The sequence below is a fragment of the Acidipropionibacterium timonense genome (assembly GCF_900605005.1).
GTDB lineage: Bacteria > Actinomycetota > Actinomycetes > Propionibacteriales > Propionibacteriaceae > Cutibacterium > Cutibacterium timonense.
Genome location: NZ_LR027558.1, coordinates 820,124 through 845,172, shown reverse-complemented (window position 1 = coordinate 845,172; position 25,049 = coordinate 820,124). Strand labels below are relative to the sequence as shown.

Annotated in this window: 25 protein-coding genes and 2 pseudogenes; 11 read left to right on the top strand and 16 right to left on the bottom strand. The window is 68.2% G+C overall.

Features of this window, described 5'->3' with window-relative positions; all coding sequences use genetic code 11:
• Positions 1-134: 134 nt before the first annotated feature.
• From E0E30_RS04045 to E0E30_RS04035, 3 genes are read left to right on the top strand one after another with little or no spacing between them, the layout of a single operon-like run.
• Positions 135-848, top strand: a complete 714-nt coding sequence (locus E0E30_RS04045) for an ABC transporter ATP-binding protein (protein WP_130865194.1) — start codon at positions 135-137, stop codon at positions 846-848.
• Complete coding sequence (locus E0E30_RS04040; protein ID WP_130865193.1) at positions 845-1,618, top strand: hypothetical protein; 774 nt, start codon at positions 845-847, stop codon at positions 1,616-1,618. The genes E0E30_RS04045 and E0E30_RS04040 overlap by 4 nt, the downstream gene beginning before the upstream one ends.
• Positions 1,615-2,232: a hypothetical protein gene (locus tag E0E30_RS04035; protein WP_130865192.1), complete on the top strand. Its 618-nt coding sequence runs from the start codon at positions 1,615-1,617 to the stop codon at positions 2,230-2,232. The genes E0E30_RS04040 and E0E30_RS04035 overlap by 4 nt, the downstream gene beginning before the upstream one ends.
• 50 nt (positions 2,233-2,282) lie before the next feature.
• Here the strand turns inward: E0E30_RS04035 and E0E30_RS04030 are convergent, their stop codons facing one another.
• The gene (locus tag E0E30_RS04030) at positions 2,283-3,674 is read right to left on the bottom strand and encodes a glycine--tRNA ligase (RefSeq protein ID WP_130865191.1); all 1,392 of its coding nucleotides are present in this window, start codon (positions 3,672-3,674) and stop codon (positions 2,283-2,285) included.
• An 88-nt stretch (positions 3,675-3,762) separates the two neighbouring features.
• Entirely contained in the window at positions 3,763-4,077 is a 315-nt protein-coding gene (locus E0E30_RS04025; RefSeq protein WP_130865190.1) for an antibiotic biosynthesis monooxygenase family protein, read from the bottom strand.
• Positions 4,078-4,222: 145 nt separating this feature from the next.
• Here E0E30_RS04025 and E0E30_RS04020 point away from each other — a divergent pair, with 145 nt between their 5' ends.
• Entirely contained in the window at positions 4,223-4,636 is a 414-nt protein-coding gene (locus E0E30_RS04020) for a Fur family transcriptional regulator (protein ID WP_411914014.1), read from the top strand.
• A gap of 46 nt (positions 4,637-4,682) precedes the next feature.
• Here the strand turns inward: E0E30_RS04020 and recO are convergent, their stop codons facing one another.
• Positions 4,683-5,432, bottom strand: a complete 750-nt coding sequence (gene recO / locus E0E30_RS04015) for a DNA repair protein RecO (protein ID WP_130865188.1) — start codon at positions 5,430-5,432, stop codon at positions 4,683-4,685.
• A gap of 148 nt (positions 5,433-5,580) precedes the next feature.
• On the opposite strand from recO, the gene E0E30_RS04010 reads away from it, so the two are divergent.
• Positions 5,581-6,282 carry an isoprenyl transferase gene (locus E0E30_RS04010; protein ID WP_245306643.1) on the top strand — a complete coding sequence of 234 codons (702 nt, stop codon included), beginning with the start codon at positions 5,581-5,583 and terminating at the stop codon, positions 6,280-6,282.
• A 1-nt stretch (position 6,283) separates the two neighbouring features.
• Here the strand turns inward: E0E30_RS04010 and E0E30_RS04005 are convergent, their stop codons facing one another.
• From E0E30_RS04005 to E0E30_RS03965, 9 genes are all read right to left on the bottom strand, one after another.
• Positions 6,284-7,096 carry a class II glutamine amidotransferase gene (locus E0E30_RS04005; protein WP_130865186.1) on the bottom strand — a complete coding sequence of 271 codons (813 nt, stop codon included), beginning with the start codon at positions 7,094-7,096 and terminating at the stop codon, positions 6,284-6,286.
• Positions 7,097-7,098: 2 nt separating this feature from the next.
• A complete protein-coding gene (locus E0E30_RS04000; RefSeq protein ID WP_130865185.1) occupies positions 7,099-7,989 on the bottom strand; it encodes an amino acid ABC transporter permease in 891 nt (296 codons plus the stop codon).
• Positions 7,986-8,648: an amino acid ABC transporter permease gene (locus E0E30_RS03995; RefSeq protein WP_036938420.1), complete on the bottom strand. Its 663-nt coding sequence runs from the start codon at positions 8,646-8,648 to the stop codon at positions 7,986-7,988. Before E0E30_RS03995 ends, E0E30_RS04000 begins: the two co-directional genes overlap by 4 nt.
• Before the next feature lie 16 nt (positions 8,649-8,664).
• Positions 8,665-9,621, bottom strand: coding sequence for a glutamate ABC transporter substrate-binding protein (locus tag E0E30_RS03990; RefSeq protein ID WP_130865184.1), 957 nt, complete (start codon positions 9,619-9,621; stop codon positions 8,665-8,667).
• Positions 9,622-9,792: 171 nt separating this feature from the next.
• Positions 9,793-11,550, bottom strand: a complete 1,758-nt coding sequence (gene leuA / locus E0E30_RS03985) for a 2-isopropylmalate synthase (protein ID WP_130865183.1) — start codon at positions 11,548-11,550, stop codon at positions 9,793-9,795.
• Positions 11,551-11,756: 206 nt separating this feature from the next.
• Positions 11,757-12,779, bottom strand: coding sequence for a GTPase Era (gene era, locus E0E30_RS03980; RefSeq protein ID WP_130865182.1), 1,023 nt, complete (start codon positions 12,777-12,779; stop codon positions 11,757-11,759).
• On the bottom strand, positions 12,769-14,070 hold the full coding sequence (locus E0E30_RS03975) for a hemolysin family protein (RefSeq protein ID WP_130865181.1): 1,302 nt from the start codon (positions 14,068-14,070) through the stop codon (positions 12,769-12,771). Before E0E30_RS03975 ends, era begins: the two co-directional genes overlap by 11 nt.
• Complete coding sequence (gene ybeY, locus E0E30_RS03970) at positions 14,067-14,534, bottom strand: rRNA maturation RNase YbeY (protein WP_130865180.1); 468 nt, start codon at positions 14,532-14,534, stop codon at positions 14,067-14,069. Before ybeY ends, E0E30_RS03975 begins: the two co-directional genes overlap by 4 nt.
• A complete protein-coding gene (locus E0E30_RS03965) occupies positions 14,531-15,463 on the bottom strand; it encodes a PhoH family protein (protein ID WP_130866733.1) in 933 nt (310 codons plus the stop codon). Before E0E30_RS03965 ends, ybeY begins: the two co-directional genes overlap by 4 nt.
• A 125-nt stretch (positions 15,464-15,588) precedes the next feature.
• Between E0E30_RS03965 and E0E30_RS03960 the strand changes: the two genes are divergently transcribed.
• Together E0E30_RS03960 and E0E30_RS13595 are read left to right on the top strand one after the other, a co-directional pair.
• Positions 15,589-16,692: a phosphotransferase gene (locus E0E30_RS03960; RefSeq protein WP_130865179.1), complete on the top strand. Its 1,104-nt coding sequence runs from the start codon at positions 15,589-15,591 to the stop codon at positions 16,690-16,692.
• Positions 16,647-17,246, top strand: a pseudogene (locus tag E0E30_RS13595) (class I SAM-dependent methyltransferase); the annotation flags it as partial. The gene E0E30_RS03960 and the pseudogene E0E30_RS13595, both read left to right, overlap by 46 nt.
• 158 nt (positions 17,247-17,404) lie before the next feature.
• Here E0E30_RS13595 and E0E30_RS13440 read toward each other — a convergent pair.
• On the bottom strand, positions 17,405-18,916 hold the full coding sequence (locus tag E0E30_RS13440) for a DUF222 domain-containing protein (RefSeq protein WP_210115769.1): 1,512 nt from the start codon (positions 18,914-18,916) through the stop codon (positions 17,405-17,407).
• Between the two features lie 233 nt (positions 18,917-19,149).
• Complete coding sequence (gene pip / locus E0E30_RS03945; RefSeq protein ID WP_130865176.1) at positions 19,150-20,157, bottom strand: prolyl aminopeptidase; 1,008 nt, start codon at positions 20,155-20,157, stop codon at positions 19,150-19,152.
• A gap of 40 nt (positions 20,158-20,197) precedes the next feature.
• On the opposite strand from pip, the gene E0E30_RS03940 reads away from it, so the two are divergent.
• Positions 20,198-20,953 carry a queuosine precursor transporter gene (locus E0E30_RS03940; protein ID WP_411914013.1) on the top strand — a complete coding sequence of 252 codons (756 nt, stop codon included), beginning with the start codon at positions 20,198-20,200 and terminating at the stop codon, positions 20,951-20,953.
• A gap of 28 nt (positions 20,954-20,981) precedes the next feature.
• On the opposite strand, the gene tgt is transcribed toward E0E30_RS03940, so the two are convergent.
• Positions 20,982-22,226 carry a tRNA guanosine(34) transglycosylase Tgt gene (tgt, locus tag E0E30_RS03935; RefSeq protein WP_130865175.1) on the bottom strand — a complete coding sequence of 415 codons (1,245 nt, stop codon included), beginning with the start codon at positions 22,224-22,226 and terminating at the stop codon, positions 20,982-20,984.
• Between the two features lie 92 nt (positions 22,227-22,318).
• Between tgt and E0E30_RS03930 the strand changes: the two genes are divergently transcribed.
• The 3 genes and pseudogenes from E0E30_RS03930 to E0E30_RS03920 form a co-directional block, all read left to right on the top strand.
• Positions 22,319-23,146, top strand: coding sequence for an EamA family transporter (locus E0E30_RS03930; protein WP_130866731.1), 828 nt, complete (start codon positions 22,319-22,321; stop codon positions 23,144-23,146).
• A 240-nt stretch (positions 23,147-23,386) separates the two neighbouring features.
• Positions 23,387-23,911: a hypothetical protein gene (locus E0E30_RS03925; RefSeq protein WP_130865174.1), complete on the top strand. Its 525-nt coding sequence runs from the start codon at positions 23,387-23,389 to the stop codon at positions 23,909-23,911.
• Between the two features lie 85 nt (positions 23,912-23,996).
• Positions 23,997-24,317: pseudogene (locus tag E0E30_RS03920) on the top strand (ISL3 family transposase); the annotation flags it as partial.
• Positions 24,318-24,319: 2 nt separating this feature from the next.
• Here E0E30_RS03920 and E0E30_RS03915 read toward each other — a convergent pair.
• Positions 24,320-25,049, bottom strand: a 730-nt coding sequence (locus E0E30_RS03915) for an ISL3 family transposase (protein WP_130866730.1), incomplete at its 5' end; no start/stop codon positions are given.

Sequence of the window (25,049 nt, the reverse complement as noted above, 5' to 3'; positions counted from 1 at the left end):
CATGGAGCCACTCCCTCGTTGGCGGTCCAACGAGGCTAGCAAATGCCTGTCGGCGGCCTGTGGGCGGGGTCAGCGGCGGGGCAGACGGACCCATTTCCTTGACACCCATACATTCCGGGAATACCGTGACGTCCATGATCGACCTCGTCCTTGACGACGTCTGCCACTCCTGGTCACGGCATGTGGCACTGGACCACGTGTCGTTGCGGATCGATTCCGGAATGTGCGGTCTCATCGGCGAGAACGGTGCCGGAAAATCGACACTCCTGTCCATCATTGCTGGAGCTCTCGCACCGACACACGGACGAGTGACGATCAGCGGCATGGACATGACGGCCCGATCCTCCCGGCGGAATGCGCTGAGGCATGTCGCACTCATGCCTCAGTCCGCAGGTACGCCGCCGAACCTGACGACGATCGAGGTGGTGACCTACCTGACATGGATGCGCGGCGTTCCGTGGCGGCGTGCCGAGGACCGAGCCCGCGACGCCTTGGCCGTCGTCGACCTGGAGAAGGTTGCGACGACGCGCTGCGCGGCCTTGTCCGGAGGGATGCGACGCAGGGTCTGGCTCGCCCAGGCGCTGGCAGCCGAGGCGGACGTCCTGCTTCTCGATGAACCCAGCACCGGGCTGGACCCACGCCAGCGCGAGCACATGATGACGGCCTTGCGGGCCGTGGCCGACAGCGGCGCCACGATCTTGCTGTCGAGTCACGTCCTCGACGATGTCGGCGAGCTCGCCGACCACCTCATCGTCCTGTCGCACGGCGTGGTCGTGCATGACGGGCGGGTCCCCGACCCGCTGACACCGACGTGGTTCCTCAGGTGCATCGGCCAGGACCCGACATGAGGGCGATACTCCTGTGGATGCGCCACACCTGGCCGCTGGGCCCGGCGTTCCTCCTGGCCCAGTGCGCCACGTGGTTCCGGTACGAGGGGATGACCCGTGACTGGTCCTGGACACTCTCGCTCATTCAAGGGGCGACGATGTTCGGGGCGCCCTTCATCGCGGGAACGTGTACCCACCTCGTGCACCGGAACTGGTCCCGGACAACCCGCCGCCAGATGGCGGGAATCGACGCCCATCACCGCCTCTTCTCGGACCCGACGTGGGCAGCAGTGGGATGGGCCTGGCTCGCCCAAGGAGTGTTCCTCGCCATCGGATCGCTGGCGTGTCTCCTGCACGGGGCGGACAGCAGCGGGCTGACGATGCCGTGGCAGGTGCTCACCGGACCGGTCGCCATGGCCGCCTCGGCCTGGCTCGGCACCGCAGCCGGCCTCGCCTGGGACTCCCCCCTGACGGTGCCGGTCATGGTGCTCGGGGTGTTCCTGGCCCATCAGGTGCTCTGGGACCTGCATCTGCCGCAGCTGTTGTCACCAGAGTTCGCGACCGGCCCCATGTCACCCCTGCGCCCGAACCCGGTGCACATGGGCCTGAGCGTCCTGGGGAATGCCGGGCTGGTCGTGGCCCTCATCGGATGGTGTCGCTGGCGCGAGGCTCCTCGAGGCGCCAGGCCAGGCAGGGCCCTGGTTCTGTCGCTGCTCGGGGCCATGGTCGTGCTGGCGAGCTGCACGGTGGTGGCTGTTCATCCAGCCGCACGGTACATCTTCGTTCCATGAGAATGGCGCTCCTGACGATCAGCCGGGCTCGCGGATGGACGGCGGCCGTCCCGGCGTTGCTCGTCGCGCTCGTCGTGGCCGCCTGCACCCGGCAGCTGTGGGTTCCCGTGCCCCTGGCGGACGGGGCCAGGACGACCGCGCTGCTCGTCGGGGCGCTGCACCCGGCGCTCGCATCCGTGCTCGTCATCGACCATGTACCGGGCCTGTCCACCACGCTCGCGCGTGAGCGCCTCATGAGGGCTCTGGAACTGGGGGGCTTCTGGCTGGCGAACGGCGCGATGGCGGCCATTCTCAGCGCCGGTGGAGACGCCGCGCACCACCTGTTCCAGCTGACGTCGAGTCTGCTGCTGGCCGATATGGCTCTCATCCTGGCGTCGACCATGGGCACGACGGGCGTGCTGGGCTCCTGTCTCGCCGCGGTGGCGTGGGTCGTCGGCGCAGGCACGTTGGCGACGGCTCTCGGTTACTCCGACGGTGCCGTGACCGCGACGTCCCTGCCCGGCTGGCGCCTGCAGCCCAGGCATCTGTGGCAGATGGCGGTTCTCATCGCCGTCGGCACGGTGACCAGCCTCCACGTCATGGCTGCGCGCCACAACACCCGCGCCACCCACTGACCTGCCGACGGCCAGGACCGACACGTCGGCAGGTGCGGGTGCCACCTGAATCAGCAGCGCGGCAGACGCTGCGCCAAGTAGTCCTCGACCTTGTCGATGCCGACCCGCTCCTGCGACATGGTGTCGCGCTCGCGCACGGTCACGGCGTCGTCCTGGAGGGAGTCGAAGTCGACCGTGACGCAGAACGGGGTGCCGATCTCATCCTGGCGACGGTAGCGCTTGCCGATGGCCTGGGCGTCGTCGAAGTCGACGTTCCAGAGCTGCCGCAGCCGCGCGGCGAGGTCGCGGGCCTTGGGTGACAGGTCGGCGTTGCGGCTCAGCGGCAGGACGGCGGCCTTGACCGGGGCCAGACGCGGGTCGAGCTTGAGGACGGTGCGCTTGTCGACCCCGCCCTTGGCGTTGGGGGCCTCGTCCTCGGTGTAGGCGTCGACCATGAAGGCCATGAGGGAGCGGGTGAGGCCTGCCGCCGGCTCGATGACGTACGGCAGGTACCGCTTGTTGTTGGCCTGGTCGAAGTACGACAGGTCGCGTCCGGAGTGCTTCGAGTGGGTGCCCAGATCGAAGTCGGTGCGGTTGGAGATGCCCTCGAGCTCACCCCAGTCGGACCCCGCGAATCCGAACTTGTACTCGATGTCGACGGTGCGCTTCGAGTAGTGGGAGAGCTTCTCCTGGGGATGCTCGTAGTGGCGCAGGTTGTCCGGGTTGATGCCCAGGTCGGTGTACCAGGCGGTCCGGGTGTCGATCCAGTACTGGTGCCACTGCTCGTCGGTGCCGGGCTCGACGAAGAACTCCATCTCCATCTGCTCGAACTCGCGGGTGCGGAAGATGAAGTTGCCCGGGGTGATCTCGTTGCGGAATGACTTGCCGGTCTGGGCGATGCCGAAGGGCGGCTTCTTGCGGGCCGAGGTGACGACGTTCTGGAAGTTGATGAAGATGCCCTGGGCGGTCTCGGGGCGCAGGTAGTGCAGCCCGGACTCGTCCTCGATGACGCCCAGGTAGGTCTTGAGCATCATGTTGAAGTCGCGGGGTTCGGTCCACTGGCCCTTGGTGCCGCAGTTGGGGCAGTTGATCTCCGACAGGGCGATGGAGTCGGGGTCGTCGAGCCCGTGCTTGGCGGCGTACGCCTCCTGGAGGTGGTCGGCGCGCATACGCTTGTGGCACGAGAGGCACTCGGTGAGCGGGTCGTTGAAGACGCCGACGTGACCCGAGGCGACCCACACGTCCTTGGGGAGGATGACCGAGGAGTCGAGGCCGACGATGTCGTCGCGGGTGGTGACCATCGAGCGCCACCACTGCCGCTTGATGTTCTCCTTGAGCTCGACGCCGAAGGGCCCGTAGTCCCAGGCCGCCCGGGTGCCGCCGTAGATCTCGCCGCAGGGGAAGACGAATCCGCGTCGCTTGCACAGGTTGATGACGTTGTCGAGAGCGCTGGTGGGGGCCATGGCCGTCCCTTTCTTCCAAGTCCTCATTGGAGTGGGCACCCGGATGGTGTCCACGCGGGTTCAGTCCGGCTGAGCCGCACCGCTCATGCTAGCGGCTCGCCCCGCGAGGGAGATTGAAGGTGTCGTCCCGTGGACCGGCGTACGCGCTGGGTTCGTCGAGCAGCCACGTCATGACCGGCAGGAAGGCGGCGCGTCCGCTCTGGCCACCGAAGGCGGTGCGCCATGACCGGGGCAGGTCCCAGGTCATGACGAGGGCGTGGAGTTCCTCGTCATCGACGGCGGTGCCGCGTTCCAGGCTGAGCAGCCCGGGGCACGCTCGCAGATGGGTCTCCAGGTGGCCGACGGCGGCGTCGAAGGCGGGGCGGTGGGCGTCCGGCACGCGGAACCTCAGGATGACGAGCACGGCGTCACCCTACGTCGCCCGGCCCCCGAGGTCGCCCCGTGGTGCCCCGAGCTGTCGGCACGCACGCGCACGCGACGGTACAGTGAGGGAGCAACGTCGCCGACCGCCGGGACGTTCGACACATCAGAGGTGAGACGCAGCCGTGGTGACAGGCAGTTCTTCGCATCCGCGCCGCACGACGAAGCAGCGCACGGCCATGAGCGACCTCTTCGACGACGAGTCGGCCTTCCTCACCGCCCAGCAGGTGCACGACCAGTTGCGGGCCCGCGGCGTGTCGGTGGGGCTGGCGACGGTGTATCGCAACCTCCAGTCGATGACCGAGGACGGCGAGCTCGACGCCATCCGCACCGAGGACGGCGAGATGACCTATCGGCGGTGTTCCCAGAAGCACCACCATCACCTCGTGTGCCGCAACTGCGGGACGGCGGTCGAGATCGGCCCCGACCCGGCCATCGAGGACTGGGCGGCGTCGATCGCCGCCAGGCACGGGTTCAGCCAGACCGGCCACGAGTTCGAGCTCTTCGGACTGTGCGCCGACTGCACCGCGGCACAGGGCTGACGCCACCTCACCCGTGTCACAGGGGATGGCGCAGGCGGACACCGCGTCACAGGGATGAACGGTCGACCAGGGGCAGCGATCTCAGCCCTCGTTCGAGGTGCCAGGAGACGAAGGCCGACACGAGGCCGGAGGCCTCCCTCACCCGTACCGGCGCCACCTCGCGCGTCGCGACCCAGTCGCCGGTGAGCAGCGCCCGCAGGTACTCGACCGTCGCCGGGTTGGGGTGCGGGGTGCCCGGCTGCTGGCAGTCGATGCACACCACCCCGCCCAGGCTCGGCGAGAACCCCGGGTGGGGGCCCGGCTTGCCGCAGCGGACGCAGTCGACGAGGTCGGGCGCGTACCCGGACACGGCCAGGGACCGCAGCAGGTACGAGTCGAGGACCATCGCCGCCGGACGCCGTCCGTCCGGCGTCCCGAATCCCAGGGTCCGCAGTGCCCCCGCCAGCAGGCGGTACTGGGCGGGAGCGGGTTCGCGGTCCACCGGCACGAGGTGGTCGGCCGTCTCGACCATGACCTCGGCGGCGGTGAAGAGACCGTAGTCCTCGCGCAGGGGCTGGGAGTACGGCGTGATGGTCTCGACCTGGGCGACGACGTCGAGGTTGCGCCCCAAGACGAGTTGGACGTCGACGTGGTTGAACGGGTCGAGGCGTCCACCGAACTTGCTCGAGGTGCGTCGGATGCCCTTGGCGACGGCCCGGATCTTCCCGTGATCGCGCGAGAGCATGGAGATGATCCGGTCGGCCTCACCCAGCTTGTAGGTCCGCAGCACGACAGCGTGGTCGCGGTAGGTGGGCATGGGCCAACCCTAGGTCACCGACACTAGGCTTTCGTCCATGGCGTACTCCAAGCCCCGCCCCGCCAAGCACGGACCGGTCCCACACCCCTCGGGGGCCCGACCGCCCGAGCTGCCCCGCGACCTCGTGCCACGCCACGTGGCCATCGTCATGGACGGCAACGGCAGGTGGGCCAAGCAGCGCGGCCTCAAACGGACCGAGGGGCACGCTCGGGGCGAGTTCGCCCTCTTCGACGTCATCGAGGGGGCCATCGAGATGGGTATCCCCTATCTGTCGGCCTACGCCTTCTCGACCGAGAACTGGAAACGCTCGCCCGACGAGGTGCGCTGGCTCATGGGCTTCAACCGCGACGTCATCCACCGGCGGCGCGACCAACTCGATGCTCTGGGGGTGCGGGTGCGTTGGGCCGGACGGCGTCCACGGCTGTGGAAGTCGGTCATCGACGAACTCGAGGAGGCCCAGGAACAGAGCGCCGACAACACGGTGCTCACCCTGCAGTTCTGCGTCAACTACGGAGGACGCGCCGAGATCGTCGACGCCGTCCGCGACATCGCCCGCCAGGTCGCCGACGGCCGGATGAACCCGGACCGCATCACCGAGAAGACCTTCCGCACCCATCTCGACGAGCCCGAGATCCCCGACGTCGACCTCTTCTGGCGCTCCTCGGGTGAGCAGCGGACGTCGAACTTCCTCCTGTGGCAGTCGGCCTACGCCGAGATGGTCTTCTCCGACAAGCTCTGGCCCGACGTCGACCGTCGCGACCTGTGGGCCGCGGTGCTGGAGTACGCCCGGCGGGACCGCCGGTTCGGCGGGGCGGTGCCCAACGAGGTGCCTGAGACGGGCAGCCGCTGAATCACGGGTAGGAGCGCTGGGAGGTGAACTCCAGGCGGCTGCGGGCGCGGCGCGAACGCTGCCACGGCGTCGTCGACAGGTTCAGGGTGCCCCTCTCGATCCGCAGCACGGTGCGCTGGGTGAGCAGCGTCCACTCCGGGGACTCCGGCCCCTGGGAGGAGATCCTCACCGACCGGCCCCGCTCGTCGGCGGTGCGCAGGAAATGCAGATCGAAATACCCCTCCGGCTTCTCCGGGACCTGCTCGGGGAAGGCCAGGCTGAAGGCGTAGAGGGCCTCCGGGGTGCCCAACAGGCAGTCCAGCGCCCACACCCGCCCCTGGGGCACCAGATTGACGATGGTGCGGGCGGCCGCCATGATCGACTCGGGCCAGTCGGCGCCGCGCTCGTGATTGCCTAGGATCAGTGCGAAGTACAGCTCCGAGTCGGTGGTGCCGCGCACCCGGTAGTCGGAGGTGGCCGAGGCCTCCGCGACGATCGCCGGCGTCTTGTCGAACTGGCCGTTGTGGGCGAAGCAGACATTCCCGGCACGGAAGGGATGGCAGTTCTCGGCGGTCACCGCCAGCCCCTCGGAGGCCAGTCGCAGGTGGAACATCGCCTGGTCGGTGACCAGGGCGTCGACCATCGGCCAGAATCTGGTGGACTCCATAACCGGACCGGGATCGCGGACCACAGTGGGCTCCTCGCCCTGCCAGGAGGCGATCCCCCAGCCGTCGCGGTGGATCCGGCCCAGATCGTGGAAGGTCTTGAGATCCTCCCCGGCCGCACCGGCCACCGCCCTGGGCCGGTCGGTCATGAATCCGAACAGTCTGCACATCCTCAGGTCAGCCTTCCCGCCGCGTCGTTGACTTCCAGCTCATCGATCCCCTCGGCCCGGGCGGCGTAGGCGGCCGCCGCCCGCCGGTGCATCCGCCGGTCCAGCCGGTTGGCCACCCGCGACAGGATCATGTTGATGACGACGTAGATCACCGCCACCACGATGTAGGTCTGGATCATCAGGCCCGTGTAGGTGGTGATGACCTTGCCCTGCTGGGTGAGCTCCGGATAGGAGACGACGTAACCCAGTGTGGAGTCCTTGAGCAGGCTGATGAGGGCGTTGATGAGTGAGGGCACCACGAGCCGGATGGCCTGCGGAAGGATCACCAGCCGCATCGACTGGCCCTCCGTCAGGCCGATCGACCGGCCCGCCTCCCGCTGGCCGTGATCGACCGCCAGGATGCCCGACCGGAAGGTCTCGGCGGTGGTGGCCGAGGAGGTGATGATCATCGGGATGACGAGCTTCCAGAACAGCGGAAGGTCCAGGCCGATGGGCTGGCGGGGCAGGAAGAGCAGGAAGGCGTAGACGATCAGCAGCATCGGGATGGCGCGGAAGAACTCGATCCAGCCCGCCGCGAAGGTCGAGGCCACCCGGTTGCGCGAGACCCTCAGCAGGGCCAGTCCGAGGGCCAGCGGGAAGGCCACGACCATGGCCACCGCGGTGGCCGCCAGAGTGCCCTCCAGACCCTGCCACAGGAAGCTGATGTATCCGACGCTGGTGAACGGAGCCCAGCGGTCGGCGTCGAGCTGACCGTGCTGGGCGAAGACCGTCAGGCCGGCCGCGATGACGCCCAGGATCACCAGGGTGCTGATGACCGACCACACGATGATCCGGCGCCGTCCCCTGGGCCCGGGCGCGTCGAAGAGCAGCGCGGCATCCGTGGGGGCGCTCATGATGCGGTGCCCGTCACGAGTCGCAGCCGCCGGTCCAGCCAGCCTCCGCCGGCCCCGATCAGCAGGCAGACGGCCAGGTAGACCAGACCGGCGAGAAGGAAGGTCACCACGGCCTCGGCGGTCAGCAGGTTGATCTGCTGGGTGACGTTGGTGAGCTCGGCCACGCCCACGGCCGCCGCCAGGGAGGAGCCCAGCACCGTGCCGATGAACACGTTGGTGAGGGGCTGCACCATCGTCGCCAGAGCCTGGGGCAGGACGACGTGGCGCAGCACCTGGCCGAAGGACATCCCGATGGCCCGGCTGGCCTCGATCTGGCCGAACCCGACCGCGTTGATCCCGGACCGCACCGTCTCACACACGAAGGCGCCGCTGGCCAGCACGATCGCGGCCACCGCGCTCCAGAACAGGGACAGGCTCACCCCGGCGTCCGGAAGGCCGAAGACGATGAGGATGAGCAGGCTCAGCAGCGGGATGTTGCGGAAGACCTCCACATAGATCGCACCGAGAATCCTCAACGGGGGGATCGGCGAGATCCGGAAGACCGCCATGAGTGTGCCCAGCACCATGGCGCCCAGGAAGCCCAGCACCCCGAGCGCGACGGTGATGCCGATGCCCTGGGCGATGAGCCCCCAGTACTGCCCGACGACCGCGAAATTCATGTCCGGCCGCCCATGGTCAGGCGGCGATGGCCGGCGGGGTCGGGGCTCCTCCGGAGATGAGGGTGCCGAAGCTGTAGGTCCACAGCTTCTTCCAGGTGCCGTCGTCCTCGATCTTCTTGAGGAAGCCGTTGACGAAGGTCAGCGCATCCTTGTCGTCCTTGTCGACGCCGATGCCGTAGAGATCCTCGGTGAACGGCTCGCCGACCACCTGGATCTGCTTCTTCTGAGCCGCCGCGGCCAGCAGCAGGGACTGATCGTTGACATAGGCCGCGGCCCGGCCCTGGACCACGGCGGCCTGGCACTCCGCGTTCCCGGAGAAGGTGAGTACCTGCTTGGGCTTGCTCACCTTGTCCTTGATGGCCGCCAGACCGGTGGAGTTCGACTGGGTCACCAGCACCTTGCCGGTCAGGTCGTCGATGGTCTTGATCGAGGAGTCGCCCTTCTTGACCGCGATCCCGACCCCGGACTTGTAGTAGGGGCCGGCGAAGGAGATCTTCTTCTTGCGCTCGTCGGTGATCGAGTAGGTGGCCACGACGAGGTCGACGCTCTTGTTGATGAGCAGGGTCTCGCGGGTGTCGACGCTGACCTCGGTGTTCTTGACCGTCGACATGGCGTCGTCGGATCCGAAGATGTAGCGCGACAGGAGCTGCACGATGCCGGCGTCGAAACCGGTGATCTTGCCCGATGTCGGGTCCTTGAGGCTGAACAGCGAGGAGGTGAGGGTGCCGCCCCAGCGCAGGGCGCCGGAATCCTTGATCTTCTTGGCCCAGGGGTTGCCGGAGATATCGGAGTCGGAGGCCTTCGGCCCGGCCTTGATGATGGAGTCGAAGCTGGGGCCGGAGGCCGAGGAGGATCCCTGGCCGGGAAGCGCAGGAGCGTCCTCACCGCTCGAGCAGGCCGCCAGGGCCGCTGTCGCCCCGGCCGCCAGGCCGAGACCCAGGAGGCGTCGCCGGGTGAACTGGATCGATGTCATGACTGCTCCCGAGACTCGTGATGGCTGAGAAAAAGCTGACCAATTGTCTGCACAGTGGTGAGCGGCCCGAATGCCGTCCCATCGTCCGAAACGTTGTCTCAGGCTATGGGTCGGGCGGTCCACCATCAATGGTGAACCGCCCGAGAACCGGAGTTTCCCCGTGACCGCTCGTCAGCGGGTCGCGGCGACCTCCGCCCGGTGAACGGCGACCTTGGAGCGGTTGACCGCGCTGGTGATCGCCTTCAGCGAAGCCTGGGTGATATCGGGATCGATGCCGACCCCCCAGAGGATCTGGGTGGAGTCCCCGTCGCCGATCTCGCACTCGACGTATGCCGCGGCCTTCGCCGTCCCGCCCGAGGTCATCGCGTGCTCGGAGTAGTCGAGGACGTGGACGACGACGCCCAGGGAGTCCAGGGCGTCGACGAAGGCCGAGACCGCGCCGTTGCCCTCGCCGTTGATCGTGGCCTCCTGGCCGTCGATCCGGACCACCGCGGCGATCTGGTGGCCGGTCTCCCCTGAGCTGGTGGTGCGGGAGACGAGCTCCAGTCCGGTGGTCTGCAGGTACTCGCGGGTGAACAGGTCCCAGATCTCGTCGTGGGCGACCTCGCGGGACTCCTCGTCGGTGAACCTCTGGACCGTCTTGGCGAACTCGATCTGCAAGCGCCGGGGCAGGTCCACCTGGTGCTCGGTCTTCATCAGGTAGGCCATGCCGCCCTTGCCGGACTGGCTGTTGACGCGGATGACGGCCTCATAGGTGCGTCCGACATCGTGCGGGTCGATGGGCAGATAGGGGGCCTGCCAGTCGATCTCGTGGATGCCGACGCCCTGGGCATCGGCCCGGCGCTCGAGGTCCTCCAGGCCCTTCTTGATGGCGTCCTGGTGGGAGCCCGAGAAGGCGGTGAAGACGAGGTCCCCGGCATAGGGCTGGCGGGCAGGCACCGGCAGACCGGTGCAGTACTCGACGGTGCGGCGGATCTTCGGCATGTCGGAGAAGTCGATCTTCGGGTCGACCCCCTGGCTGAACAGGTTCATGCCCAGGGTGATGAGGTCGACATTGCCGGTGCGCTCGCCGTGGCCGAACAGGCATCCCTCGACACGGTCGGCGCCGGCCATCTGGGCCAGTTCGGCCGCCGCGACCGCGGTGCCGCGGTCGTTGTGGGGGTGCAGCGAGACGCAGACGTTCTGCCGGTTCCTGATGTTGCGGCAGAAGTACTCGATCTGGTCGGCGTAGGTGTTGGGCGTGCACATCTCGACCGTGGCGGGCAGGTTGAGGATGATCTCGCGGTCGGGCCCGGGCTGCCAGACGTCCATGACGTCGTGACACACCTGGATGGAGAAGTCGGTCGGGGTCTGGGAGAAGATCTCCGGCGAGAACTCGTACCCGAACTCGACGTCGGACAGGTACTTGTCGGCGTAGGTGACGACCCACTCGGTTCCGCGGCGGGCCATCTGTCGGCACTGGTCCTCGGTGACGCGGAAGACGACGCGCCGGAAGAGCTCGGCGACGGCGACGTACATGTGGATCGTCGCCCGGTGGGCGCCGACGAGGCTCTGCGCGGTGCGCTCGATGAGGTCCTCACGGGCCTGGGTGAGCACCGAGATCGTCACGTCGTCGGGGACGAGGTCGTTCTCGATGAGCTGGCGGACGAAGTCGAAATCGGTCTGGGACGCCGAGGGGAATCCGACCTCGATCTCCTTGTAGCCCATCTCGACGAGCATGGTGAACATCCGCAGCTTGCGGGCCGGGGTCATCGGGTCGATGAGGGCCTGGTTGCCGTCACGCAGGTCCGTCGACAACCAGCGAGGAGCATGGTCGAGGGTCTTGTCGGGCCAGGTGCGGTCGGGCAGCGGCCGGGGCTGGAAGGGCTTGTACCGGCCGATCGGCATGGGGCTGGTGAGCTGGCACGGGCGAGGCTGGGGGCGGGTCATCAAGGTCTCCTGAGGTGCGTTCCGATTCCGAGACACGGGCAGCCGGGAACTCCGCAGCGAGGAGCCACCCTCAACGGGCCTCGCTGCGGCACGGAAGCAGGAGCACGTGCGCCACGTGTGGCACGGTACCCTCTCGAGCTGTCGCCGTCCCGTCCCCACGTCGGATCGATCACACTGTGAGACGGGAGACGGTGAGGGTCGCGCGCTCAGAAGCCCAGCCGGTTGAGGTGCTTGGGGTTGGACTGCCATCCCTCGAGCACCTTGACCTGGAGGTCGAGATGCACCGGCGTCCCCAGGAGGGCCGAGATCTGAGCGCGGGCGCGGGTGCCGACGTCGCGGATGTGGGTTCCCTTGTGGCCGATGAGGATGCCCTTCTGGGAGTCCCGTTCGACGACGAGGTTGGCGTGGACGTCGAGCAGCGGCCGGTCCGCCGGCCGCCCGGGCCGCTCCCCCATCTCGATGATCTCGACGGCCAGGGAGTGCGGCAGTTCCTCTCGCAGGTCCTCCAGCGCGGCCTCGCGGATGAGCTCGGCGACGAGGGTCTCGGTGGGCTCGTCGGTGATCTCACCATCGGGGTAGTAGGCGGGTCCCTCCGGCAGCAGCCCGATGATGGCGTCGCGGACGTCGTCGACCTGGTCCCCGGAGACGGCCGAGCAGGGCACGATCTCGGCGAAGCTCACCCCCAGCTCGGCCTCGAGGTCGGTGATGGCGACGAGGTGCTCGGCCATCCGCTTGCTGCTGACGAGGTCGGACTTGGTCGCCAAGGCGACGAGCTGCGGCCGGTGCGGCAGCTCGGCGATCTGACGGACGAGATACGTGTCGCCCGGACCGATGCGCTGGTCGGCGGGCAGACACACCCCGATGACGTCGACCTGGGACCAGGTGTCGAAGACGAGGTCGTTGAGCCGCTCCCCCAGGAGGGTCCGTGGCTTGTGGACGCCGGGGGTGTCGATGAGGACGAGCTGGGCATCGTCGGTCGTGACGACCCCGCGGATGACGTGTCGGGTCGTCTGCGGCTTCGAGCTGGAGATGGCGATCTTGGCCCCGACGAGGGCATTCGTCAGGGTCGACTTGCCGGCGTTGGGGCGTCCGACGAGACACATGAAGCCCGAGTGGAAGCCGGGCCGGGTCGACTCGGCGACGCGGGCGGCGACGTACTCGACGTCGCTGAGGTCGTCCTCGTCGCCGTCCATGAGGTCGGACAGGGAGGGCATCTGGTCATCGGTCATCGTCGGTCTCCTGGTCCTGGGGTGTGTCGGGGGCGCGTCGTACCAGGCAGGTGTCGACCTGGTGACGCCGTCCGCTGGCCTTCTCGGCGGTGATCTCGAGGCCCTCCCAGACGATCGTCGATCCGGGAATGGGCACGACCGACAGCTCCTTGGCCATGAGCCCGCCGACCGTCTCGACGTCGTCGTCGTCGACCTTGAGGTCGAAGAGCTCACCGAGGTCGTCGACCGGCAGACGCGACGAGATGCGGAAGACGCCGGGCGCGACCTCCTCGGTGAGGGTGGGTTCGGCGTCGTACTCGTCGACGATCTCGCCGACGATCTCCTCGAGGATGTCCTCGATCGTCGCCAGCCCGGCCGTGCCGCCGAACTCGTCGACGACGATGGTGATGTGGTTGTGGGCGCGCTGCATGTCGCGCAGGACGTCGTCGACCGGGCGCGAGTCCGGGGAGAAGACGGCGGGCCGCATGACCGAGTCGACGGTCTCGGTGCGCTCGGCGTCCGGCTTGTCCTGGATGCGCTTGACGATGTCCTTGAGGTAGACGACGCCGAGGACGTCGTCGAGGCCCTTCCCGATGACGGGGACCCTGGAGAAGCCCGATCGCAGGGCCAGGGAGAGGGCCTGACGCAGGGTCTTGTCGGCCTTGATGAAGACGACGTCGGTGCGCGGGACCATGACCTCCTTGAGGAGGGTGTCGCCCAGGTCGAAGACCGAGTGGATCATGTCACGCTCACCGGCCTCGATGAGATCGCTCGACTCGGCGAAGTCGACCATCTCGCGCAGTTCGGCCTCGGAGGTGAAGGGTCCGTCGGCGAACCCCCGGCCGGGGGTGACGGCGTTGCCGATGAGGATGAGGAGGGACGCCAGCGGGCCCAGGATGGTGGACATGGCGGTCCAGGGACGCGACCAGAAGGAGCAGATGGCGACGTCGTGCTGCTTGCCGAGGGTGCGCGGGGCCACCCCCCACAGGAGGAAGCTCACGGCGACCATGATCGCGGCGGTGACGAGCACCCGCTGCCAGACGGCGTCGACGTGCTGGAAGACGACGACCGCGACGAGGACCACCGAGGCCATCTCGGCGCAGGTGCGCACGAGCGTCGAGGTGTTGATGAAGGGAGCCGGGTCGGCGGTCATGTCGACCAGACGCCGGTGCGTCGGCCGCCCGTCCTCGGCCAGTTCGACGGCGCGGCTGTGGGAGAGATGGCCGAGGGCGGCCTCGGCGTTGGCGAAGAGGCTGGCGACGAGGGCGAAGACGAAGGCCAGGGCCAGGTTGACCCAGTCGACCTGGCTCATCGTCGACCGAGCCGGGCCCGTTCGGCGTCCCAGGCGGCGATGATCTCGTCGTTGAGGCCGAACATGATGCGCTTCTCCTCGGGCTCGGCGTGGTCGTGGCCGAGGAGATGGAGGAGGCCGTGGATGAGCAGGTACTCGGCCTCGCCGTCTGGCGTGCGGCCGTTCTCGGCGGCCTGGGCGGCGGTGACGGTCGGGCACAGGACGATGTCGCCGAGCAACCCGGTGGGGGGCTCCTCGTCATCGGCCGGGGCGCGCAACTCGTCCATGGGGAAGCTCAGCACGTCGGTCGGGCCGGGAAGGTCCATGAACTTGACGTGGTAGGCCTCCATGGTGGGCTCGTCGACGAGGAGGATGGACAGCTCGGCGGATGGCTGGATGCGCAGTCGGTCGAGGGCGAAGGTGGCGAGGGCGACGAGACCCTCCTCATCGGCCTGCTGGCCCGACTCGTTGATGATGTCGATCATCGCTTGCTCCTGGTCCTGTCGTCGAGGACGGCGTCGTACTGGTCGTAGGCGGCGACGATGCGTCCGACGAGGCGGTGTCGGACGACGTCGCGGCTGGTGAGGTTGCAGAAACAGATGTCGTCGATGCCGTCGAGGATGTCCTGGACGACTCGCAGGCCCGACCGCACCCCGCCGGGCAGGTCGATCTGGGTGATGTCGCCGGTGACGACGACCTTCGACCCGAATCCCAGCCGGGTGAGGAACATCTTCATCTGCTCGGCGGAGGTGTTCTGGGCCTCGTCGAGGATGATGAAGGCGTCGTTGAGGGTGCGGCCGCGCATGTAGGCCAGGGGCGCGACCTCGACCGTGCCCGAGGAGATGAGCCGGGGCACGGCGTCGGGGTCGACCATGTCGTGGAGGGCGTCGTAGAGCGGGCGGAGGTAGGGGTCGATCTTCTCCGACAGGGTGCCGGGCAGGAACCCGATCCGCTCACCGGCCTCGACGGCAGGCCGGGTGAGGATGATCCGGTTGACCTGCTTGGTCTGCAGGGCCTGGACGGCCTTGGCCATGGCCAGGTAGGTCTTGCCGGTGCCGGCCGGGCCGATGCCGAAGACGATGGTGTGCGAGTCGATGGCGTCGACGTAGCGCTTCTGGTTGAGCGTCTTGGGTCGGATCGACTTGCCACGGTTGCTGATGATGTCGGCGGACATCACCTGCGCGGGTTCCTCGCCGTGCCGCGTCATCGAGACGATCCGATCGACGTCGTCGGCGGTGAGCCCGTGTCCGGTGCGGATGATCGTCACCATCTCGGTGAGGACCTCGGTGGCCTCGCTGATCTGGGCGGCGGCCCCCGACAGGTGGACCTCGTTGCCGCGCACGAGGATCTCGGCGTCGAGGTCGTTCTCGAGTCTGCGCAGGAACTCGTCGGAGGGTCCGACCACGCTGATCATGGGGATCGAGGCGGGCACGGTGAAGATGCGGGTGCCGGGGGTGTTCGGGGTCGTGGTGCTCAGGGCTGTCTCCGTGACGGGTCTGCAGGTACCCTCCCACTCTAGACGAGTTGCAGGAGGCCATCGTGGGGCTGGGTTGGGTCGACGACGCCGCGCTCGTCCTGGGCACCGAGCTGTCGGTGGCGCAGGTGCTGAGCGAAGGGGTGCGGACCGTCGTCGCCCGGTGCTGGGTGGACGGGTCGACGACGGCGACCGATGGCGCCAGGACGGTCGTCGCCAAGTGCTTCCGGTCAAAGGCCATGGCCCACAACTCCGGCGGGTTCGGCATCGTCCGCGAGGTGTGCGGGCTGGGGACGATCCCCGGGGCGCCGCACCTGTATGCCGCCGATCTCGACCTCGGTGTCGTCGTCATGGAGGACGTTGCCGGGGTGCCGCTGGCGTCGCTGCTGTCCGGCGCCGACGCCGAGGCGACCCTCAGCGCGGGGGCGCAGTGGGGCCTGGCGACGGCACGGGTCATGGCATCGTCGGTCGACGCGGTCCCGTCGTTCCGGGAGGCGGTGCGCCGGGCCGATCCGGACAGCAGATCCGCTGGCGGGCCGGCATCGCCACAACTTCCCCGGCGCGGGCTGGAGCGGCTGTGCCGGGCCCTGGAGATCGAGGTGCCCGATGACGCGATGGTCGAGCTGGCCGCCGTCGACCTGCTGAACGGTGGCGAGGATGCCGTCGTCACCCAGGCCGATCCATGCCCCGGCAACGTCCTCATCGGCTCGAGGGGAGCCCGGTTCGTCGACTTCGAGGCGACCTCGGTGCACCACCCGGCCATCGACGTCGTCAACCTCCTCATGCCGTGGAGCACGTGTGACGGGATGGTCGGGGTGCCAGCCGAATTCCTCGACGCCGTCCGGGACGGGTTCATCGGTGGGCACCCGCGCGCTGCCGGATGGCTGGCGGCCGACTCGATGATCGGGCTGGCCGGAACGGCCGCGGCGCTCCAGCTCACCGAACTGTCCCTGGAGCCGTTGCGGCGGCGTGGCGACGTGGCGGGCCGGGCGAGGATGGTGCACCGCTGGCGGTGGGCGAGGGCACACGCAGACCTCACGGACACTATTGGGTCACTGTGCGGCCGGATGGTGGACCTGGCGGTGGACGGTTGGGGCTGGCCGTCGCGCCCGGATCTGGCACCATGCTTCACCAACCACGGGTCACCACCTCGAGGACGGAACACATGACCGAGGAACTGGCCCAACCGACGGGCCACGACGCCGCTGCTGCCGTAGGACAGGACACCGCGGTGTCGTGGGTCGCCGCCCGGGCCGCGAATCACGATCTGTGGCAGGACCGCGCCGTCCTTCACGAGGACCTCTACGGCGCCCATGCCCTGGCCGCCGATCCGACCGCGCTGAGCACCGTGGTGCGCGACGACCTGCCGGTTCTCGTCCAGCATCTCGAGGAGGTCGACCCGAGGCTCCCCCTGGCCGGCCTGGACGTGCTGCACCTGCAGTGCCACATCGGGACCGACACGTTGTCGTTGGCCCGACTGGGGGCACGGGTCGTCGGCCTGGACTTCTCGGCCGCCGCTCTCGAGGTCGGCGCCCGTCTGGCCGATGAGGCCGGCCTCGAGATCGGCTGGGTCGAGTCGGACGTCCTGTCGGCGCGCGATGCGGTCGACGGCCAGTTCGACGTCGTCTACACGAGCATCGGAACCATCATCTGGCTGTCCGACCTCGACCTCTGGGCGCACCAGATCGCGGCGCTGCTGCGCCCTGGCGGAGTCTTCTACATGCGTGACGGACATCCACTCCTCCTTTCCCTCGATGAGACCGCGCGGACACCGACCGTCGGGTATCGATATTTCGCCAACGGACAGGCGCAGACCTGGGGCGACGGGACGACCTATGCCGGCCCCGGGCGTACCGCACACACCCGCAGCTACGAGTGGCCTCATGCGTTGTCCGAGATCATCGGTTCGCTGCTGGGGGCCGGGCTTCGTCTCGAGCGATTCGACGAGGGGCGAACCCTGCCCTGGAGGTTCTCACCGCTCATGCACGAGGTCGGCGGATCCTTCGAGTTCGGACCGCAGTGGCGTGACAAGGTGCCGTGCACCTTCACCATCGTCGCCAGTCGTCCGTGAGCCCAGACCTCACGGTCGTCGACGCGCGAGCCATCCGGCGCGTGCACCTCGCGAGTCGTTCGCCCCTGGGCGACGACGTACCGGAACCCCAGCGGCGAGGTCCACTCGTACCTGCCCGGCGACGGCTGCCTGACCCGCCAGCCACCGAAGGTCTTGACCCGGTGTTCCAACCGGGCCAGCGGGCCCAGGTTCGAGGGCCGCGTCTGTCCCGGCGGGCCGAGTCGGCGCCAGGGGACGGTGTGGTCGAGGTCACACCGTCGTGATCGAGTCGAGGAGTACGGGAACACCGACACCGGTTCGCGCCACAGCACGCGACGTCGGATCCTGGCGTGTGGCACGTACCCGTCGATGGCCGGGTCCTCGGTCAGGTCGATGACCGGTTGGACGTGGATGGCGTTGTCGCCGAGCAGGGCGCGTACCTCTGCGAGCAGGACGGGCCCCAGATCCGTACCCGTCCCCTCGACGACGGCCGTTCCCGTGGGTCCGCCGTCGATGGCGCGACGCAGGTCCGCCCGATCGAGGTGCACGACCATGGTGGCCCGACCCCGCGGTCCGGCGTCCCCGGCCCAGCGCCCGCGGGCGAGGATGCCGAGTGCGTCCGCGGCGAGCTGATCGGCACTGGCATCGACCCCTGGATCGGCGTCGACGATGGCAGCACGGATCTGGTCGAGTCGGTGTTGCAGTGCCAGGGCATCCGCGCTGGCCAGCCGACCGACGAGGGTCGTCATGCCGTCGTCGCCATGACGCATGGCGAGGAACCGTCGTCCCCACCGCACCTGCCTCCTGCGGGCTGCCCGCTCCTCGTCCACGGCCAGGACGAGACCGGCCAGCCGTCTCCTGATCCGTGCCCACGGCAGGCGTCCCCAGGTGTCGGCCAGCCGATCATCGACGATCCGGCACTGGTCCGCGGACAACTCCGCCTCGCGACAGGCCTGGGCGACCCGGCGAGCCTGCCAGGCATCGACCCTCCCCTGCTGGAGCGCTGCCCAGGTGCGGGGATGCCGGTGGACCAGGCAGGTGACGTCACGCACGAGATGCCACGCCGTCGGCACCCCGACCCCGAGCACCGCCGCCAGTTCGGGAACGAGGAACTCATCGACGAGCGGCACCCCATCGGCCACCCTCGTACCCCGGACCGACCCCGGAGCAATCTCGACGGCAGGGCACTCGTAGACGTCCACCAGCTCGGCCACGAGTGCCATCCGCTGGGCCACTGCCCTCCGCTCCGCCACCACCGTGGCCGCAATGGCGTCTGCAATGCCGCGACGGACGGACACGGCCGCGTCCGACCTCGACGACTTGTTCGAATGGTTGTTCGTCATCGGCACCTCCTTGACACCCATGTTCAAACACATGTACCGTTTTTGGCACAAGCGTTCGAACATCCGTGATCCAAGGAGGCACGATCGTGCACGGTCAGGACATGCGTCGACACCGGCGCAAGCTTTGCCCACCCCGTCGTGGCCTGCGCGACGCACTGCTCACCCTGGCCCGGATCGTCAGGTCCCTCTGCGGACCATCTCTCCGGACCAGGGCGCCGTCGAGGAGGAATCCCTCATCGACAGGCGAAGCCGTCGCACACCTTGACCAACTCGGAGGTGATGAGTGGCTCGAAGGCCGAGTGACCGCTCATGACGATGCGCAGGTCGGCCGAGGGAAGGGCTCTCTTGAGGTCGACCGCGGTGGTCGCCGGGCAGCACATGTCGTAGCGGCCCTGGACGATGACGGTCGGGATCCCAGCGAGCTTGGCGGCGTCGCGGATGAGCTGACCCTCCGTCATGAATCCGTGGTTGACGAAGTAGTGGTTCTCGATCCGCGCGAATGCCAGCGCATACTCGGGGTCGGCCATCTCGTCGACGTGCGCCTGTTCGAAGGCGAGCGTCGTCGTCGCCGCCTCCCAACTCGTCCACGCCACGGCCGCCGGCCCGTGAACGGCTGGCGACGGGTCCCACAACAGGTCGTAGTAGGCGCTGATGTTGTCCTCCGAGAAGTCGTGCCCAGCCCGACGCAGGGGCTCACAGAAGGCGTCCCATCGCTCCGGGAAGACGAAGGAGGCGCCCTCGTTGTAGTACCAGTCGAGTTCGCTGGTCCGCAGGGTGAAGATTCCCCTGAGGACCAACTCGGTGACGACCTCCGGGTGGGTCTGCGCGTAGGCCAGGGCCAGGCACGACCCCCACGATCCGCCGAAGACCTGCCAGCGGTCGATCCCGAGCGCCCGGCGCACCTTCTCGCAGTCCTCGACGAGGTTCCACGTCGTGTTCGATGCCATGTCGTCCGGGGTCTTCGCGGAGGCGATGTGCGGGGTCGAGGACCCGCATCCTCGCTGGTCGATGACGACGATCCGATACGCCTGCGGGTCGAAGAAGCGCCGACGCTCGGTGCCTCCGCCACCACCGGGGCCGCCGTGGAGGAAGATCACCGGCTTGCCCTCGGGGTTGCCGCACTGCTCGACGTAGAGCATCTGCCCGTCGCCGACGTCGAGCATGCGGGTGTCGTAGGGGTCGATCGGCGGGTACAGCGTCCGATCCGGCGTGATGCCGAGTTCGGGGGTCGCGATGGTCATCGTCCGTCCTTCCGTGTCGCTGGTCCATGCGTGTCAGTCGATCCTACGAAGGGGACTCGACCCCGTATATTCACCCCCCGTGACAGACCACGAGACAGCACGATCACGACCCGTCTACGCCGATCACGGCTCGGGCTACTTCGACGTCATCCTCACGCTCATGTGCGTCGTGGTCATCATCAGCAACATCGGTGGGTCGAAAGGTGTCCAACTCGGTCCGATCACGACCGACGGCGGCTTCTTCCTCTTCCCCCTGGCGTACATCCTCGGCGACATCACGACGGAGATCTATGGTCTCCGCGCGGCCAGGCGGGCCATCATCATGGGTTTCGCGATGGCCATCCTCGCCGTCGGCTGCTTCTGGGTCATCATCGCCCTGCCCGGCCTGACGGACGCGTACTCGGTCACCCACGACGCGCAGATCGCCGGGGCTCTCGGACCCGTCTGGCAGATCGTCCTCGCCGGTCTCTGTGGCTTCGTCTGCGGCCAGACGACCAACTCCCTCATCATGACGCGGATGAAGGCCCACTGGCTCGAAAGGGGCCTGGTGGGGCGCCTGGTGAACTCGACTGGCGTCGGCGAGCTCGTCGACACGGTCATCTTCTGCACCATCGCCGCCCCGGTCGTCGGGGTGACGAGCCTCGGCCAGTGGGCCAACTACGCCTTCTTCGGGTTCCTCTGGAAGACGCTGGTCGAGTACGCCTGCATCCCGGTGACCCGACGGGTCATCGCGTTCATCAAGAAGCACGAACCGACCTATCGGGAGCGGCTAGCGGCCGCCCAGTCCACAGCGTGACGGTGCCGGTCGACGCCGGGCCCTCGCCTCAGTCCACCGCCCCGAGCAGACGACCGCCGCGGGCGTTCCACCTGCCCATGAACTCCGCCTCGAGGTCGTCCAGCTCCCCCGACCGCATGGCGACACGGATCTGGTCGACGAGGCGCACCGTCCAGCGTTCGTTGTGGATCGTCGCCAGGGTGTTGGCCAGCAGTTCCTTGGCCTTGAAGAGGTGGTGCAGGTAGGCGCGCGTGTAGTGGGTGCACGTGTAGCAGTCGCATCCCGGCTCCAGTGGCCCGAAGTCGCGACGGAAGCTCGCCGTGTTGACGTTGTAGCGTCCGTCGGCGGTGTAGATCGCGGCGTTGCGCGCCACCCGGGACGGGTTGACGCAGTCGAAGGTGTCGGCACCGGCCCGGCAGGCGGCGAAGAGGTCGTCCGGCTCGGAGATGCCCAGGAGGTGTCGCGGCTTGTCCTCGGGCAGTTCGGTGGCGCACCAGCCGACGATGCGACCCAGATTGACCTTCTCGATGGCCCCGCCGATGCCGAACCCGTCGAAGGCCTGGCCCTCGACCTCCATCGCCGCGAGGTCACGGCAGGCCTTGCGGCGCAGGTCCTCGTACTGAGCCCCCTGGATGACGCCGTAGAGCGCCTGGTACGGATGATCGGCTCGAGCCTCGGTGAGTCGGCGGTGCTCTGCCAGGCAGCGCTGCGCCCAGCGTCGGGTGCGCTCGAGGGCTTCCTCCTGGTAGTCGCGGGTGTTCATGAGGGTGGTGAGCTCGTCGAAGGCCATCATGACGTCGGCCCCCAAGTGGTGCTGGATGCCCATGGACACCTCGGGGGTGAACCGGTGCAGATCGCCGTTGAGCGGACTGCGGAAGGTGACGCCGTCGTCGTCGACCATGGCCCTTCGGTCGCGGTCGGCGGCGATGACGTCGGCCTCGGTGAGGTGGGAGATGTCCATGGCCAGGGTCTTCTTGAACCCGGCCCCCAGGCTGAGTACCTGGAACCCACCGGAGTCGGTGAAGGTCGGGCCGGGCCAGTTCATGAACCGGCCGACCCCGCCCGCCTCGTCGACTACCTCGGGGCCGGGCTGGAGGAAGAGGTGGTAAGCGTTGGCGAGCACCGCCTGGGCACCGAGGTCGGCGATCTGCTCGGGAGTGAGCGCCTTGACCGACGCCTTGGTGCCGACGACGACGAAGGCCGGGGTCTCGATGTCACCGTGCGGGGTGTGGATGACGCCGGTGCGTCCCGGTGCGTCGGCCAGGCGTGAGGTGACCTCGAATCCGAATGACATGACTGCCATTCTTGCAGGATCGGTCCTCGGACCGCCTGAGTCGGGGCGGCGTCGCGAGGTCTAGGGTCGATCGGGTGAAAGGTGTGTTCCTCATGCTCGCGACCGCCCTGTCGGTCCAGTTCGGGGGCGCCTTCGCCGCCACGCTCATTCCAGCCGTCGGCCCGGTGGGCACCGTGTGTCTGCGCATGGTGCTGGCGACGGTCCTCCTGGCCCCGGTCGCCCGGCCTCGGTGGCGCGGTCACTCCCGGTCGGACTGGGCCTGGGCCCTCGCCCTGGCGGCGACCCTCACCCTCATGAACACGACCTTCTACTTCGCCTTGGCCCGGCTGCCGATCGGTGTGGCGGTCACCATCGAGTTCATCGGACCGCTCACCCTGGCCGCCATCAACAGCAGGTCACGGCGTGACGTCGTGGCCGTCATCCTGGCCTTCGCCGGGGTGGTCGCCGTCTCCGGCGCCCTCGACGCCGACTGGCGGCGGCTCAGTGTCCTCGGCGTCGTCCTGGCCCTGGTCGCCGGGGCGTGGTGGGCGCTGTACGCCGCCGCTGCGCAGCGGGTGGGCGTGCACTGGCACCAGCTCGAGGGACTGTGGTTCGCCATGGCCATCGGCTCGACGGCCCTGCTGCCGCTGGGGGTGTCGACGGCAGGCGCCTCGCTGCTCACCCCGCGTCACCTCGGTACAGGCCTGGCCGTGGCCGTCATGAGTTCGGCCCTGCCCTACAGCCTGGAGATGTACGCGTTGCGCCTCATCAGCACGAAGGTCTACGGCATCATCACCGGGCTGGAACCGGTCATCGCGGCTCTCGCCGGATTCCTCGTCCTGGGCCAGCACCTCAGCCCGGTCCAGGTGGCCGGGATGGCCGCTGTCATCGTCGCCGGCTGGCTCGTCCTCGCCCGGGGCCGCGACGGGACGACTCCGTGACGCCCCGGTGATCCGCTCGGCACGTGAGCCCCACAGCACTTTCACATCCATGAGACATCCATGGTATGGTCCACATCATCTCCCTCGTTTGTCCGGCTACGCCGTTGACGTCGAACGCTGAGCACAGAGACCGGGAGTGATGAGGACGGGGAGGTCCACCATCATGGCGCAGGCCAACACACTTTTCCGGGATCGACAACCATGACATCCAGATCAACACCGAGGACCCGAGCATCACTCGTGCTCGCCGGTCTCGGCGTCGCACTCATGATGTTCATCAGTGGATGCTCCCTGCGGCCCTCCAAACTGTCCGACACGTCCGGGGTTCCGGCTGGCGCCCAGGTCGCGACGATGTGGGGCATTCCCTTCGACACGCCCTGGGGACGGCACGGGATGCTCGCGTTCGACGGAGCCGAGATCAAGGAGCTGGGCGACGCCATTCTCTACGCCACCGTCGAGGCGGATGATGACGGGAACGTGGCTTTCGCGGACAAGGACAACATCTACGTCATGAACCGCACCGGAACGAGGATCACCCCGCGCCATGACACCTTGGCCAAGACATCCGGATTCGCGACCGGAATACCCTTGGGGCATGGCGAATTCGCCATGTTGTCGAATTATGGTGACGACGCGTCCAGCCCGAGCGGCTACACCTTCCTCCTCGAATTCACCGACGGTGCCGCGATCCATGTCCCCTATTGGGTCGCTGGCATGACAGAGTGGCTCTTCAGGATCCAGGGTGTAGTTGTGGGGTTCCTGTGATGGCGGCCCGGAGTGCGTGAGGGGAGGACCCTGCGCGAGGATCGGAGTGTCTTAAGTCCCGTCCTCGTGAATCGCAAGGCCCTCCATGAACCACGCTACCTTCAGCACCCCCGACCTGACCACATTCGCCCGTCTCGACGAACTCGGTCTGGAGGTCACCGGCCAGCTGATCAGTGACGAGGAGACGGTCCTGGCCTGCCGGGTCGTCGCCCCCGACGACTGGTGCCACTGGTGCGGATGCCAGGGGGTCCCTCGTGACACGGTGATCCGCCGGCTGGCCCATACCCCGATGGGCCACCGGCCCACGATCCTTCAGATCCGGGTGCGCCGGTACCGGTGCACCGGCTGCGGACACGTGTGGCGCCAGAACACCGACCAGGCCGCCCAGGCCAGGGCGAAACTGGCTCTTCAGGATCCAGGGTGTAGTCGGGGTCTGAATCCTCCGGTCTCCAGGAGTGATCTGGTGATGTAGTGGGTGAGGTTGCGGAATCCCAGGGCGATGCCGCGGAGGTGTTCGAGTCTGCCGTTGATGGCTTCACTGGGCCCGTTCGAGGTCCCGGGGTGGTCGAAGTAGGCCAGGATGTCGTCGGCCCGCTTCTTCAGGGTGTGGCCCAGAGTGGTGACTTCGGGCAGGGCCTTCGGGACTTTGGTGGCGATCGCGTCGATGAGGTGGGCCATGATGCGTCTGCCCTCGGCACGGTTCTCGGCGCGGTAGGCGGCCACGATCTCCTGGTAGACCGCCCAGGTGACCTGGACCGGGGCGTGGGCGTCGGCGGCGAACACCTGTTCCAGGCGGGCGGCCTGCCGGTCGGTGAGCAGGTCCCGGCCCGTGTGCAGGGTCAGCCTGACCCCGAACAGGGGGTCGCCCGCCCGGCCCCGATGGCCCGTGGTGTCCTGCTGGACGCGTTGGCGGGTGACATCGAGCTGGTCGCCGGCGAGCTGCACGACGTGAAACGGATCCACGACCTCGACCGCGGCCGGGAGTTCTTCGGCGGCTGCGGTCTTGAAGCCGGTGAACCCGTCCATCGCCACGATCTGGATGCGGTCGCGCCAGGCCTGGTCGCGGCCGGCCAGCCAGGTCTTGAACACCTTCTTGGAACGTCCCGCCACCATGTCGAGCAGCCGGGAGGCCCCGGTG

Bases quoted from the DNA above. Each gene is read 5' to 3' on its own strand.
- E0E30_RS03975 (WP_130865181.1), bottom strand. From the start codon at position 14,070: ATGAGCCAGGTCGACTGGGTCAACCTGGCCCTGGCCTTCGTCTTCGCC.
- ybeY (WP_130865180.1), bottom strand. From the start codon at position 14,534: ATGATCGACATCATCAACGAGTCGGGCCAGCAGGCCGATGAGGAGGGT.
- E0E30_RS04040 (WP_130865193.1), top strand. From the start codon at position 845: ATGAGGGCGATACTCCTGTGGATGCGCCACACCTGGCCGCTGGGCCCG.
- tgt (WP_130865175.1), bottom strand. From the start codon at position 22,226: ATGTCATTCGGATTCGAGGTCACCTCACGCCTGGCCGACGCACCGGGA.
- E0E30_RS13440 (WP_210115769.1), bottom strand. From the start codon at position 18,916: ATGACGAACAACCATTCGAACAAGTCGTCGAGGTCGGACGCGGCCGTG.
- E0E30_RS04010 (WP_245306643.1), top strand. From the start codon at position 5,581: ATGGACGGCAACGGCAGGTGGGCCAAGCAGCGCGGCCTCAAACGGACC.
- E0E30_RS03995 (WP_036938420.1), bottom strand. From the start codon at position 8,648: ATGAATTTCGCGGTCGTCGGGCAGTACTGGGGGCTCATCGCCCAGGGC.
- pip (WP_130865176.1), bottom strand. From the start codon at position 20,157: ATGACCATCGCGACCCCCGAACTCGGCATCACGCCGGATCGGACGCTG.
- era (WP_130865182.1), bottom strand. From the start codon at position 12,779: ATGACCGATGACCAGATGCCCTCCCTGTCCGACCTCATGGACGGCGAC.
- E0E30_RS03965 (WP_130866733.1), bottom strand. From the start codon at position 15,463: ATGATCAGCGTGGTCGGACCCTCCGACGAGTTCCTGCGCAGACTCGAG.
- E0E30_RS04030 (WP_130865191.1), bottom strand. From the start codon at position 3,674: ATGGCCCCCACCAGCGCTCTCGACAACGTCATCAACCTGTGCAAGCGA.
- leuA (WP_130865183.1), bottom strand. From the start codon at position 11,550: ATGACCCGCCCCCAGCCTCGCCCGTGCCAGCTCACCAGCCCCATGCCG.
- E0E30_RS03990 (WP_130865184.1), bottom strand. From the start codon at position 9,621: ATGACATCGATCCAGTTCACCCGGCGACGCCTCCTGGGTCTCGGCCTG.
- E0E30_RS03930 (WP_130866731.1), top strand. From the start codon at position 22,319: ATGCTCGCGACCGCCCTGTCGGTCCAGTTCGGGGGCGCCTTCGCCGCC.
- E0E30_RS04045 (WP_130865194.1), top strand. From the start codon at position 135: ATGATCGACCTCGTCCTTGACGACGTCTGCCACTCCTGGTCACGGCAT.
- E0E30_RS04005 (WP_130865186.1), bottom strand. From the start codon at position 7,096: ATGTGCAGACTGTTCGGATTCATGACCGACCGGCCCAGGGCGGTGGCC.
- E0E30_RS04035 (WP_130865192.1), top strand. From the start codon at position 1,615: ATGAGAATGGCGCTCCTGACGATCAGCCGGGCTCGCGGATGGACGGCG.
- recO (WP_130865188.1), bottom strand. From the start codon at position 5,432: ATGCCCACCTACCGCGACCACGCTGTCGTGCTGCGGACCTACAAGCTG.
- E0E30_RS04000 (WP_130865185.1), bottom strand. From the start codon at position 7,989: ATGAGCGCCCCCACGGATGCCGCGCTGCTCTTCGACGCGCCCGGGCCC.